At 37.1% G+C, this 14331-nt stretch carries 9 protein-coding genes and 1 pseudogene; 5 read left to right on the top strand and 5 right to left on the bottom strand.

The features are described 5' to 3' along the window. Positions 1-51: 51 nt before the first annotated feature. Together I6E72_RS07795 and ndk are read right to left on the bottom strand one after the other, a co-directional pair. Positions 52-1182, bottom strand: a complete 1131-nt coding sequence (locus tag I6E72_RS07795; RefSeq protein WP_007583420.1) for a bifunctional tRNA (adenosine(37)-C2)-methyltransferase TrmG/ribosomal RNA large subunit methyltransferase RlmN — start codon at positions 1180-1182, stop codon at positions 52-54. Positions 1183-1349: 167 nt separating this feature from the next. Beyond that, complete coding sequence (ndk, locus tag I6E72_RS07790; protein ID WP_007377442.1) at positions 1350-1781, bottom strand: nucleoside-diphosphate kinase; 432 nt, start codon at positions 1779-1781, stop codon at positions 1350-1352. A 229-nt stretch (positions 1782-2010) separates the two neighbouring features. Between ndk and trhP the strand changes: the two genes are divergently transcribed. Next, a complete protein-coding gene (gene trhP, locus I6E72_RS07785) occupies positions 2011-3396 on the top strand; it encodes a prephenate-dependent tRNA uridine(34) hydroxylase TrhP (protein WP_197111722.1) in 1386 nt (461 codons plus the stop codon). Positions 3397-3626: 230 nt separating this feature from the next. On the opposite strand, the gene I6E72_RS07780 is transcribed toward trhP, so the two are convergent. Next, positions 3627-4007, bottom strand: a complete 381-nt coding sequence (locus I6E72_RS07780) for a GreA/GreB family elongation factor (RefSeq protein ID WP_197111720.1) — start codon at positions 4005-4007, stop codon at positions 3627-3629. A gap of 625 nt (positions 4008-4632) precedes the next feature. On the opposite strand from I6E72_RS07780, the gene I6E72_RS07775 reads away from it, so the two are divergent. Continuing rightward, the gene (locus I6E72_RS07775) at positions 4633-5505 is read left to right on the top strand and encodes an EamA family transporter (protein WP_197111718.1); all 873 of its coding nucleotides are present in this window, start codon (positions 4633-4635) and stop codon (positions 5503-5505) included. A gap of 44 nt (positions 5506-5549) precedes the next feature. Here the strand turns inward: I6E72_RS07775 and I6E72_RS07770 are convergent, their stop codons facing one another. Continuing rightward, complete coding sequence (locus I6E72_RS07770; protein WP_197111716.1) at positions 5550-6443, bottom strand: LysR family transcriptional regulator; 894 nt, start codon at positions 6441-6443, stop codon at positions 5550-5552. Positions 6444-6660: 217 nt separating this feature from the next. On the opposite strand from I6E72_RS07770, the gene I6E72_RS07765 reads away from it, so the two are divergent. After that, positions 6661-6909: a YfhL family 4Fe-4S dicluster ferredoxin gene (locus I6E72_RS07765; protein ID WP_010554958.1), complete on the top strand. Its 249-nt coding sequence runs from the start codon at positions 6661-6663 to the stop codon at positions 6907-6909. Positions 6910-7123: 214 nt separating this feature from the next. Next, on the top strand, positions 7124-7825 hold the full coding sequence (locus tag I6E72_RS07760; protein ID WP_197111714.1) for a metallophosphoesterase: 702 nt from the start codon (positions 7124-7126) through the stop codon (positions 7823-7825). Positions 7826-8175: 350 nt separating this feature from the next. On the opposite strand, the gene I6E72_RS07755 is transcribed toward I6E72_RS07760, so the two are convergent. Further along, on the bottom strand, positions 8176-10473 hold the full coding sequence (locus I6E72_RS07755) for a hypothetical protein (RefSeq protein WP_197111712.1): 2298 nt from the start codon (positions 10471-10473) through the stop codon (positions 8176-8178). 492 nt (positions 10474-10965) lie between these two features. Between I6E72_RS07755 and I6E72_RS07750 the strand changes: the two are divergent. Then, positions 10966-13900 (top strand): annotated as a pseudogene (locus I6E72_RS07750) (TonB-dependent receptor). Positions 13901-14331 lie beyond the last annotated feature (431 nt).

The following is a 14331-nucleotide window of genomic DNA, read 5'->3' as shown; positions in this document are numbered from 1 at the left end:
ATAAACAACTTAACCACCCTACATGACTAATTAACATAGGGTGGTTACAGATTATGCTTGGTGGATATTAACGCTAATTGCGTTATCGTCACGCATTTTCTTTTTAGCTAAACGTTTAGTACGGTCAACTACATCACCTACTAACTGTCCGCAAGCAGCGTCAATATCGTCACCGCGAGTTCGGCGCACAATACAGGTAACGCCTGCTGCTTGTAATACTTTTGAAAAACGGTCAATACGGCTATTGCTTGAGCGCGTGTATTCATTACCCGGGAACGGGTTAAACGGAATAAGGTTTACCTTACAAGGTGTGCCTTTTAACGTTTGCACTAATGCATGCGCCTGATCGGTGCTGTCGTTAATACCGTTAAGCATCACGTATTCAACCGTTACATCTTTATTTGCTTTTGAGCCATCGATATAACGACGACATGAGGCTAAAAATTCTTCAATAGGGTACTTTTTATTAACTGGCACTAAAATGTCACGCAGTGCGTTATCGGGTGCGTGAAGTGAAATAGCCAGTGCTACGTCAATTTTCTCTTTTAGTAAATCAAGAGCAGGTACAACGCCTGAAGTACTTAATGTTACGCGGCGCTTAGATAAACCAAAGCCCCAATCGTCCATCATTAGTTCCATTGCTGGCACTACGTTTTTAAGATTAAGTAAAGGCTCGCCCATACCCATCATTACAACGTTAGTTACTGGGCGCTTTTCGCTATGACCATCAAGGCCTATATCTTTAGCTACACGCCAAACTTGACCAATAATTTCAGATACTTTTAAGTTACGGTTAAAGCCTTGTTGAGCAGTAGAACAAAAAGTACATTCAAGAGCACAACCCACTTGTGATGATACACATAACGTAGCGCGCTCTTTTTCAGGGATCCAAACGGCTTCTACTTCTTGGCCGCCTTCCAGAATAAGTGCGTACTTAATAGTACCGTCGCTTGCTTGTTGGCGCACAGTGATTTCTGGCGCTACAATTTCGCACTCAGCTTTAAGTTTTTCTTTAAGCTTTTTGTTTACGTTGCTCATATCGTCGAAGTTATCTACGCCAAAATGATAAATCCATTTCATCACCTGGTCACTACGAAACGGCTTTTCACCGAACGATGCAAATAGCTCGCGCATTGCTTCTCGGTTTAAATCTAATAAGTTAATCTTTTTTTGCTCGGTCATGAAACAACCTCAATCGGTGACGGTGGAGATAAAATTTACGAGGACGAATTGTACACAATTCACTCACTTTAATCATTAAGTAAAACATCATGAGTTTCTGATTAATACTTTACGTAATGACTAAAAAAGGGCCCGAAAGCCCTTTTCAATATGTTAACGAATTCGAATTAACGAGTACGTGAACAAAGCTCTTCGTCAGCGAAGAAGTACGCGATTTCGCGAGCAGCAGATTCAACAGCGTCAGAACCGTGAACAGCATTTTCGTCGATGCTATCAGCGTAGTCTGCACGTAAAGTACCAGCTAGTGCTTCAGCAGGGTTAGTAGCACCCATGATTTCACGGTTTTTAAGAACAGCGTTTTCGCCTTCAAGAACTGTAACCATTACTGGACCAGATGTCATGAAAGATACTAAAGCACCGAAGAAAGGACGTTCGCTATGTTCAGCGTAGAAACCTTCAGCTTTCTCTTGTGAAAGGTGAACCATTTTAGCTGCAACGATTTTAAGGCCAGCAGATTCGAAACGGTTGTAGATAGCGCCAATGTGGTTTTTAGCAACTGCATCAGGTTTTACGATTGAAAAAGTACGTTCTAAAGCCATCTTTATGCTCCAATAATTTTAAGTAAAAGTGTGAATATTAACGGGCGCGAATTATACGCGTTTTACGTAAAAAATCCTAATTATATTAAAAACCAATTTGATTGCAGTTTTGTGATCTCGATCAAATGTAAATTATTAACCGCATTTATACTGCCGCGCTTCTGTTTACTTATTTGTTAATGACAAGTCATGCAACTGGTTTAAACCCAGTTCGATGTATGGAGCGCACATGATACCAGCTACTTCTTCAACGCTATTTATTCCTGAATTATTATGCCCAGCAGGCAGTTTAAAAAACATGCGCTACGCTTTCGCTTATGGGGCTGATGCGGTTTATGCTGGACAACCTCGTTATAGCTTGCGTGTACGTAATAATGAGTTTGACCTAGACACGCTGCAAGTCGGGATTAGTGAAGCCCATGCGCAAAATAAAAAGTTTTATGTGGTGTCTAATATTGCGCCGCATAATGCCAAAGTTAAATCGTATTTACGTGATATAGAACCAGTTATAGCGATGAAACCTGATGCGCTGATTATGTCTGATCCTGGTTTGATTATGCTTGTTCGTGAAAAGTGGCCTGCCATGCCAATTCACTTATCGGTACAAGCAAATGCGGTAAATTACGCGAGTGTACAATTTTGGGCAAAGCAGGGAATTGAACGCGTTATTTTATCACGGGAGCTGTCGCTCGAAGAAATAACTGAAATACGCACACTCTGCCCAGACACCCAACTTGAAGTGTTTGTACATGGTGCGCTTTGTATGGCGTATTCAGGGCGTTGTTTGCTTTCGGGTTATATTAACAAGCGCGATCCCAACCAAGGTACGTGTACTAATGCATGTCGTTGGGATTACGATGTAAAACCTGGTGTTGAGAACGAAACCGGAGAAATGGTGCATAAAATCGACCCCAAACAGGTGATTCCTACACTGGGTGAAGGCGCGCCAAGCAACGATGTATTTATGCTAGAGGAACAAGGTCGCCCTGGTGAGTATATGCCTGCATTTGAGGATGAACACGGCACGTATATTATGAACTCAAAAGATTTACGCGCAGTGCAATACGTAGAGCAGTTAACAAAAATGGGTGTACATAGTTTAAAAATAGAAGGGCGTACTAAGTCATTTTATTATGTAGCGCGCACAGCACAAGTTTATCGCAAAGCAATAGACGACGCAGCTGCGGGTAAACCATTTGATACTAACTTATTTAAAACTCTCGAAAATCTAGCGCATCGTGGTTATACCGAAGGTTTTTTAAAACGCCATGCCCATCAAGATTATCAAAACTATGAGTACGGTCATTCTGTATCAACTAAACAGCAATTTGTAGGTGAAGTACTTGGGCGCTGCGAAAATGGATTAGTTGAAATAGACGTTAAAAATAAATTTTGTACAGGCCACTCTTTAGAGCTTATGACACCACAAGGTAACTTTACTTTTAAGCTTGAATATATGGAAAACAAAAAGGGTGAAATTATTAGCGATGCTAAGGGCTCTGGCCACATTGTAAAAATCGGACTAGATGAGGGGATTAACTTAGAACACGCTATTTTAATGCGTAACCTTGATGAGCACCAAGATACACGTAATCCATTTAAACAAGCTGTTTAGCTACAGCTGAATATAGTTTTTTCAAAAAACTCGGGGTTATAAAACCCCGAGTTTACGACTTTATTTAAAATAATATTGATTATTTTTCAAGTTGCTTTAGCTTATCTCTTCGCTCTTTACGTTTTTGTTTTAATGTTTTGCTTGCATGTTTTTTAGGTTTTTCTTTACTCATTACAAATAACTCCAATTAAATATATAAAATTAATAAATAAAAATTGAAATAATTTACTCTATATTTTCTCCTTAATATTAATGGCTATTATTTCCCAAAGGTGGGATTCCCCAGCTTCTTTATATTCAATAATATGATTTATTTTATGCCCTAAAAGAGCGACCCCAAGAGAAGAGTGAAATGATACGTCACTAATAAAGTGCTTTCGTTGGCTTGGAGGCACTAAAGTTATACGGCGCTTAAAACCGGTGGTTATATTTTTAATAACCACCGTGCTATTAATTTGTACATGCGGATTGAATTTTGACCAAGGCCGCTGTGAATACTCGACTTCTTGTAGTAAATACGCAAGCTTCAGCGGTTGTAATAGTATCGCTGCGTCTGTGAAGTCATTTTTAGACAGGAAAGGTTTTTTACGCTCGAACATAAAAGAAAGCATGGACTTATCCCCACAAAAACTGAATCGAATTTAAATATATAAAGGTACAGTGTAACTGCCGAGTGTAAGGGTTACACTCGGCTTAAATTCCGAAGGTGGTATTTGTTTTTAGCAGGTATGTGATTAAAGTAAACATATTATCCTCTTTGTTTAAATCAATCATATTGAGTTTAAAAATAAAGTCAATTGAGTTTTAGGTTAAAAATATATTGGCGATAAAATTACAGTTTAAAAATGTTTTTTATGTTTTTATAAATTCGTTTTTTTCACTAAGTTGTTGTTATTTCTGTGTGTTAGTTGGTCACTATGTGATTAAATTTAAACGACTAAATAGTTAAATACTATTTATGGGAACTATAGTGCCATTTATGCCTATTTATAATATTTATAGATTAAATATACTGGTGTTGTTGTTTATTAAAGTGTAATTGTGTGGCTAGTATTTTATTATGTGAAGCTTAAGCTGTTTATTTTATAGAGTAGAAGCTAGGTATCGGGTAACGCTTTTGTAGTGGCTACGTGTTTTACAGCTGAACCTTTATGTAATAGTCATTGCATTCAACAATGTTAAATAACCACTTTTCATTCGGGTTTATCAAAGTAAATTATAAAGGGTCTCATTTATATGTGGATAATTTTTGCATTACTCGCCACTATTTTTTTTGGTGCGCGAGGAATAATGTACCAATGGACGTCACAAAAAAAGATTAATCGTAATCTATTATTATTCGGTGTTTTTTTTGTGGGGTTTATAATTAGTGCGCTAGGTACTGTGGTGTTTGAGCACACGTGGTACGGCTGGGCTGATATTACTGTTGGGCTCGCTTTAGGTTTTGGATCTTTTGCGGCTAATGGGTTTTTGCACAAAGGGTTTTCGGTTGGGAAAGCGTCTTTAATTAGCATCCTGTCGGGGTTAACGCCTTTATTTGTACTTTTATTTGCCTTTTTATTATGGCAAGAAACCTTAACTGCTATTCAATTAATTGGCTTTTTTATTATTTTTGGTGGCCTTTATATCATTCGTTATTCAAGCGATATTTCGTTGAATAACCTACAAGGTGCACAATGGGGATTACTCGCTGCACTTGCCTTTGCATTTAATGATTTAATGGGTAAGCAATCAACACTTCTTGAAGCTGATACGTTTGCAACGCTAACGTCTATGTTCGGGTTTGGTAGTTTTCTTTTTGCTGTTAGTTGGTTAGTAAAACGTAAAAAAATGTTAGCAGAGCAAGGCACTTCTCAAGGGTATTGGTCTGCGAGTAAAACATTTTCATGCGGGTTACTTATTGGTTTAACAAATGTAGCAGGCATGGTTGCAATAATATCGGCTTTTGCAATTGGTAATACAGGGCTAATTTCAGCGATTTCAGGTATGAATATTTTAATTATTTTGTTGTACTCACGCATCGTTCTAAAAGAGTCTTTTACACGCCAAGAGGTTATAGGATTAACAACGGCGTTTTTAGGTGTAATTGTACTAAGGCTTAGTTTTTAACGGTCGAATTAGCTTAATTATTTCAATGATAAAAACCCACACTGCTACATTTTAGTAAAGTGTTGCAGTGTATGCTCTATAAGTAATCGCACTCGATAAGGGATTTGTTTTCTGTCGCGATAAAGCATAGAAAATGGCTGCCCTTTGCTTTGCCAATCAGGAAGAATGTGTTTAAGCTTTCCGGCTTTAATAAGTGGTAATGCTATATAATCAGGGATGTAGCTAATACCCACACCAGACTCAACTGCTTGTTTCATCATTTGAATTTCATCAACTTCTAATCGAACATGTGTGTTTGGATTAAAACTGTACTCTTCACTCGTTTGCTGATTTTTTAATTGCCACGGTACCAACCCAACGCACGTAACTTTTGATTGCTCTTCTAATTGCTCAGGATGAGTGATGGATTGATAATCATAGTCAGGATGAGCACACAATACATTATGAGTAAGCTTTAGTTCTCTAATAACCCAATTATCAATAGCAGGGTTTCTTACTCTAAACGCTATATCAATCCCTTCTTTTTCAATATCAATAAGGTTATTTGAAAAGCGTAAATCTAGTTGAATATCGGGATACTGCAGTAAAAAATTACAAAAAATAGCACTTAAAAAATGTTTACCCATGTAAATGGGTGCGCAGATCCTAATTTTCCCTTTAGGTTGGTCTTTCTCATCACAAAGTGCTTGCTCTATACACTCTACTTTATCGAACAGTTTACGATAGCGATCGTAATATAACTCGCCAGTATGCGTAAGTGTAACTCGATGGGCATCTCGATTTAGTAACGTTAATTGAAGTGCTTGCTCTAATAAACGTATTCTACGGCTTAAAGTTGATAGTGACATATCAAGGCTTATTGATGCTTTTTTAAAGCTACCTAATTTTACTATGGTGCAAAAGTAACGTAAATCATCGAGAGAATAACTAGCTGCCATCAGAACTACTTTATTGTTTAGGATGTAGACAATATTAACAGCGACGCTTTAAAATTTCATTAGAGAAGCCAGAAGTTTTTATTGATAAAGATCAACAAAGAAAAAGTCAATAAAATGCATAATCTAACGCTGTTAATCATATAATTTAAAATAAAGCAGTAAATGCTCTATTTTTTCATTTTTTGTTTTATAGGACTTTAATTAGAAAGGCTAAAAAGTGGCTCTACTCATAAATAGTAAATGCATTAACTGCGATATGTGTGACCCAGAGTGCCCTAATGAGGCTATTTATATGGGCGCGAAGATATACCAAATAGATGCGAATAAATGTACTGAGTGTGTAGGGCATTATGATAAACCTACTTGTGTAAGTGTATGCCCTATTGACTGTATAAAGCCCGATCCTAATAAGCGTGAAAGTTTAGATGAGCTGGCTGATAAGTTTGTGCTGCTAACGAACTTATAACTTGTTCAGGTATTTTGCTAAGCCGCTTTTTACTATTGGTTAAAAACTATCTACATTACTTATTTAGCTTGTAGTTAAAGTCCGCTGTCATACATTTTTAGTTTCAATCAAATCTTATTACCTTCATTAATTATCAATTATATTGTGTTACCTTAAGGCTTTATAAACTCAAGTATTAATCTAAGTTTTAGATTGCATTCTATAGGAGTCTATTTTGCATATAGGTATTAACGCTATTCAGGCTGTATCTTCAAAACAAGCAATATTTATTAATGATGAGTGCCGAGTATTTGTAATTGGCGATCTTGATGGTGATTTACCTGCCTTAAAAAACGCACTTAATAACGTAAATTTTAACCCTGAAAGAGATACTTTGTTTTGCCTAGGCGATTTTGTTGATCGCGGGGATAAAACATATGACTTATTTACATACTTACAAGCCATTAGGGCATGTATGATATTAGGTAATCATGAGCATTTAATGTTGGAATCATTATTAAGTAATGATAAAGCGGCTTTTAAATTATGGACTGACAATGGTGGCAATTGGCACAAGTCGGTATCGAGTGAAAAGCTCAATGTTATGTGCGATGAGTTACTAACTAAACCTCTTTCAATAGTACTTGAATATCGCGGTTATAAAATTGGGTTGTCTCATACATTTGCCCAATCGTGGGATTGGGAAAATTACCCTGATGATAAATCGGTGATTGTGCAATCTCTATTGTGGGATCGCGAAGTAGTTAAACAAAATAAGGTAGTTAAAAGTCATGGAGTCGACTTTTCAATACATGGACATAACTCAACTAAAGTACCTTTCTGGGTGGGTAATAGCTATCATATAGATACCAATTATTATGGTGGAAAGCCTACACTCTTAGAACTCTCTGATGTTATTAATAAATTAGAGAAGTAGTATAAAGTTCGTTGGTTGTTGACCTCATATAAGTTAATTTTCAGTAAAGTACTTTTTTTGCACAATACTAAGGATGCTAAGCGTGGATATGTGCTTTAAACAAATGATCAGAAAATTATAACTATATAAATACTGAATAGCTGCGGTATAAACTTTTTTGGGGCGATTTCTACTTTTTACAGAGATTAAATTATCCCCAGTTTGAAAAATTTAACCATTAAAGAATAGCAGTTCTTTAATGGTTAAATTTTACTGAAGGAGCTATGTAGATTTTAAATTACGGAGTAAATAGCTGTTTATTTTGTGTAAGTAAATATACAAGCTCCGTTATAACCCATAGATCATCTATATTATTCTGCTATAGCTACTTTCTCAGTCCAAGCTTCTGGCATGTTAAGTGCGCCAACCGCTTTTACCATACAGCGAATTTCTTTCCCAGATTCTTCACTCGTAATATCGTAGGTATTAGTTGCGGTGTATGTTAACGGATAACCATCAGCAAACCAATAATAACGAATATCTGTAATATCTTGTAAATTAGCTTGGCAGATTATGGTGCCACCAACTACTTTTTCTCCTGTAATAATTGGTTTACTGATAAAGGATTTTGGGATTTTTATTATGTTTGATGTTTTTTGTAGTACTTCAATAGAGTCTATGGTGAAGCTTTCTTGATCGCTCGTCGGATTGCCATCGTAAGATCTGAGCGCATAGTCAAGTTGCAAATCAAGCCTTTCAAGATAAGTTGGTGCGGTTGGTACACGACCAACTTCAACCCACTTTTCATTCCCAGCTTCATCTTTAATAGTCACATTTATATAAGTCATGTCATTATCAATAACAAATTCCCAGGTGTGGTATTGCCCATCCCAAAATTCAAGACCACCTTCAATTTTACTTTTTTGCTCCGTCAGTTCTCCCCAATATGCTTTGTAACTTTTATAACTAGAGTCATCTTTTGCAAATATGTTTGGTACATGAGCATAGTGGTAATGAGAAGAAAGCCCGTTCAACCAAGCTCCATTTTTTCCATCGAATTCAAACCAATCTACTTCGATGCGGTTTGCTGTTCGCCAAAACAAAAAATCAGGATTATAAGACCAAAATGCTGGAAATAACCCCCCAGGCAAATCATTTTTGTTTATTTTAGGAAGCATACTACGAATTCGAAAAATTTTTGGCCCAGTCCAAGTATATCCATGTCCAAGATCATTCACGCTATAAAAAGCACTCGCTTTCCATCTTTCGTTTTGTTTTCGTAGCAAAAGAGATTGTTTTTTTTCATCTTCATCATGGGGATAAACATTAAATGTTTCACTAGGAGGCATCAGCTGAGCACTCGCGCCAACTGCCGGATTAAACCCAGGTGCAGACCAAAGGTCAGATTCACCACTAAAACTCGCTTTTACTCGATTATTACGAAAGTCATCATAAAATACTCTTTCAAAGTCGTCTGTAGATACACGTTCCCCACCACCATTAATGCGTACTTCAGAGCTATTAATAGAGCTCCCCCAAGCCGTCCATTCTTTTTCATTATGAATATAACGATAAGGGAAGTCTTCAGCATCCATTATAGGTCTAATATTTTTATATGGATGCTTGTTTGGCAGATCAATTGAAGATATTCCATTACTAAATAACGCTTTATTAGTACTAAGACGATAAGCAGCCCAGCCAGTCATTTTTTGAACCATAGCTTCTGATGGTTCAGTTAAACCAAATACTAATGAATCATATGCCCAAGCCATATTACCAATATCTTTATCGCCAATGTATGAGGAAGTATTACTAATCCACTCGCCTGAAAAGCGATCTGGTTGGACTGTTTCACTAGATATTAATGTACCATTTACGGAGGCGAACATCTGACCATAGCGGATCCCGGCAACAATAACATTCCATGTTTTACCATCTGCGACCACGCCATTTTTAGTGGTCATAATTCGTTTATCAAGACCATTATTATTTAGACCGACATACTGAATACTTAGACCGTTTGTTTTGTTATACCAGATTTTAGGAGATGACTTATTTGAACCTTTACCATGGTTAATATCTAATAAAACCGTTTCAGAATTATTACCTGTATTAGCATCGATCCTAAAAGTAAAAAGCATCCATCTGTAATTCCATCTAGCATCGCGCTGACCAGGCATTATTAAATATTGCCCAGAATTCTCCGTAAATTCAATACCATTATTTTTTCTTGTTTTGGCTGGTTGAAGGGAGAGATTTGCTTGTGTTGCATTAGCTATAATAGTTCCGCGAGAAGAATGATTTATTACATTACCTATTACAGTGTCTTCTTGAAAATAAGCAGACATAAGCCACTCAGGAAAAAGGTTTAAAGCCCAAGGAACTTTGGTTGTGCTATCAATTGCGCGTTTGGGAATACGCAGCGATAATGGAAGTCGACCAGTGGTTTGCTCTAGTACTGTTACCTTACCATCATCATTAGTGTCGTAATTAGCGTTGATTTCTGGATATTTTCCCCCAAGAAAATCAAGTAACAATTTACGTTCGTAGTCATCATATAAGCCATTGTCATCTAGATCAAAGTTAGATTTTGCACTGTGGGCGTTGCTGTCATTGATAAACCAAATAATAAAACATACAGCAATGATTAATTTAATATTACTTTTCATAAATAAGCTCCTATTCAAGGTTAATTTATTAGGAATATTCATCCAAGCGAGTATTAAAATACAAAATATTGAATAAACAACGATATATAAACCAGTTATATTTAGTGGTGTTTTAGCATATGACTAGATTTATACGATAATTAAAAGTAAATATCTCCCTCTGTCACCAACTAATTCTTTATGGTTGCGTTAAATATTTTTTATAGTTATAAAGTTCTTTAAATAACTTTAGTCTATATTCTTTGAAAATCTACCTAATACACCTTAAAAATAAATATTAGCTTAGGTATTAAAGGTGCTGTCTACATGAGCTTTTTATTCACTGTTGCCTGAAAGCAGCTCATCTAATTTTAAGCTCTCGTTAATAAAAGATTAAGTTTGGTTGTATAAAATTAGCAAAATTTTTTTCTTTGCGTCAATTTGATTGCTGCAGAATGATTAACTAACTTGCTTGAATCAACATAAGCAGCTTTAAACGGAATAGCACTTCCTATGACAGCACTTAGCTATAATAATAACTCAGTACACGCTTCGTCTAAACTTTCAAAATCAACATTGTGTCTTTCTATTTTATCCGCGATAGGTTGCGCCAATGCATTTAGTGCAGAAATAACCGAGGAAGCAAAAATAAAAAAAGATATAGAAGTAATAGAAGTACGTGGTATCCGTTCAAGCATGGCCGAAAACTTAGATGTAAAACGTATGTCAGGCTCTGTGGTTGATGCAATTACCGCTGAAGATATTGGAAAATTCCCTGATAAAAACGTTGCCGACTCTCTTCAGCGTGTACCTGGTGTGGTAATTGAGCGTGACGGCGGAGAAGGTTCATCAGTCAGTATTCGTGGTTTGTCGTCGGCGCTAACTTTTACACAGCTTAATGGTAATTTTATTGCGTCTTCTCCAGGGGAGCCTTCGCGTTCGTTTGATTATGCTTTGTTACCGTCTTCGATGATTGAAAGTGTAGAGGTTTATAAATCGCCAGAGGCACGCTTAGATGAAGGAGGGGTTGGTGGTACTGTATTAATGCACAGCCGAAAGCCTTTGAGTATGGATGCAAACTCAGGTGTATTTAATGTAGAGAGTACTTACGCTGATGTTACAAAAGAGTACGAACCGCAGTTTACGGGTTTATATTCATGGAAAAACGACAACGAAAACTTTGGTGTATTAGTTGGCTATACGTATCAGGAGCGAACAAACAGAACACTTTCGGGCGGAACTGATGCAAATATATGGCGCTATACTGGTACTGGGCAACCTACAGATATAAACGGTAACGCAGTTGATAACAATAATGGGTGGGATGCTATTAATGATGCAAACGGTAACAGTTACGATGGCGTTTGGTTTCCACAAGTTGTGCGAGGTTCAGTCCTTAACGAAAAACGTGAGCGCGAAGGAATTCAATTTAGTACGCAGTGGCGACCAACAAATCGTTTAGAGCTTGGATTTAATTACTTTGGCTTTACACTCGGCCAAGACAGAACTGAATCTGTGATTGATATACCTGAGTGGTCTTTAAATTCTGATTTTTTAACTGATGTAAATCTTGATGAGTCGGGGAGTATTGTTACTGGTATGCAATACGATGCGATGACAAGCGGTATTGAAAGTGATATGCAGTTTCCGTGGATGCGCGGCAGTTATGTACGTGAAGAATCCACCTCCGATACCTTTGATTTTAATTTAACTTATGAAGGCGATAATTTTAAAGCGCGTTTTGTCGTGGGTAATACAAAATCAGAAGGAGGACCAGAAGAAAGTTGGGAAGCTGCATATAAAAGTTCAAACGCGGGCGAAAACGCCATTGCTATTCAAAATGCTGCTCAAACGGCTGGCTGGTCACTCAATCAAAATAATGTATCACTTAATATTGACCCAAATACACTAGCTAACTTGCAAAGTGGAATTGGAGGCGGTCGTGATGCGGGCTCTTCAAACTCAAGTTTTGTACGCAGTGAGCTTGAGGAAGATTACTACCAGGCTGATGTGGATTTTTATGTTGATTGGGGCTTTTTAAAAACAATTAGAACCGGTGTTAAATACCGTAACTCCACGCTTCATCGTGAAACTGGCAATACATTCTTTTTAGATCCTAATTTTGATATTGCTGCGGGCGAAGCAAGCGAGCAAGGTATTACGCGTTTCGACAGCTACCAATGGAATGGTGGAATGCCATTAGCTCAAAATGTATTTACTAGTGAGAGTAATATTGTTGGTGGTTTTGATATAAACCAAATGCCAAGTATCGACTGGGATAAATATCGCGATATGGTCACTGCTAGCTATGTACCTTATACACGTATTGAAGATAACTTTGTTTACGACATTGAAGAGAAAATATCTGCTTTTTATATTCAAGGCGATTTTGAGTTTAGTGAAGTAAGAGGTAATTTGGGCGTGCGTGTTGTGCAAACAAAAACACTTACTTCATCTACTGACTTATATACCTACCAATTAGACCACACAAATGACGAAACAGGCGAGCCAGTAACTGGTGACGCACGCTTTGTAGAAGACTATCAATTAGTCACTCAGCAAAACGAAGACACTCAAATACTCAAGCTTTAATATAGCGTGGGATGCAACTGACGATTTAGTTATTCGTGGGGCAATAGCAAAAGTAATGTCTCGTCCTGATTACAGCGATTTAGGTGCGCAGCAGCGTATTACGTTCGTATCGGATGAATGGGCAAATGATAGAGCTGCATTTAATGAACAGCCAGGTTTTAGCGGTAGTGGTGGTAATAAAAACTTGAAGCCATTTGAATCGGTGCAAGCTGATTTATCTATTGAGTATTATTATGCAAAGGGTTCTGCGGTTGGATTGGCACTTTTTCATAAGAAAGTAGATAACTTTGTTGTGCCACTGATAATTGATGTAGAGCAAAACTTTGCCGGTAAAAATAATATAGTAGATGCAGGAACCATTAATATAGCTCCGTACAGTACTGTAGGTAATGGTACCGATGCAGTATCTAAAGGCGCGGAAGTATTTATCCAGCATGCGTTTGATAATGGCTTTGGTTTTTATGCAAACTACACCTATAACAAAACCAATAAAGCAGATGTAACAGTAAATGGTGAAGAGTTTGGTCAGTCGGCATTAATAGGTAGTGCAAAGTACCAGTATAACACCTCTGTTTATTATGAAGGTGACGCTTTTAATGTGCGCGCTTCATATAACAAACGAGGGGAGACAGTATTAGGCCTTAATAGTGGGTTAAATGTATATCAAGATCCATACGAACAGATTGATGTTAATGCATCGGTTAACTTATACGAAGGACTAAGCTTAACCGCTGCTGTTATTAATTTAACTAAGTCGGAATCGGTAACGCGTTTAGGTGATGATACAGATGCACGATTACTTAATTCAAGCTATTCAGGGCGACGCTATTACGCAGGCTTTAATTATAGTTTTTAATTAACGGCATACGTAAGACTTTATTAAACGCCAACTAAAAACTGTAGTTGGCTTAGCCTAACGCACCTAATATTGTAGTTTTATCTATGCACATAGTTTAACTGCTCATGTGTTGGTTGTTTAATAGGCAATAAAAGCTCTGTAGCCCTTTGTTTGTATAGCTTTCATACTAAATTCATTTAATTGTCAAAAAGCTGAAATAAAACATTGACCCCCGCTCGAATCTCCCTATAATGCGACCCCACTGAGACAGGAAACGCCAACGCATAGCGAGGCACGAACTAATCAGAGAGTTAAATAAAACTTCGGTTTTAAATTATCTAAAAAGAAAGTTTAAAACTAAGTGTTGACTCGAAAAATAAAGGGTGTATTATTCGCATCCCTTGAGACGCTAAAGCGACTCAAAACGTTCTTTAACAATATAAAGCAAT

Source organism: Pseudoalteromonas sp. NSLLW24, assembly GCF_015864725.1.
GTDB classification, from domain to species: domain Bacteria; phylum Pseudomonadota; class Gammaproteobacteria; order Enterobacterales; family Alteromonadaceae; genus Pseudoalteromonas; species Pseudoalteromonas arctica.
This window is presented reverse-complemented; position numbering and strand designations above follow the sequence as displayed.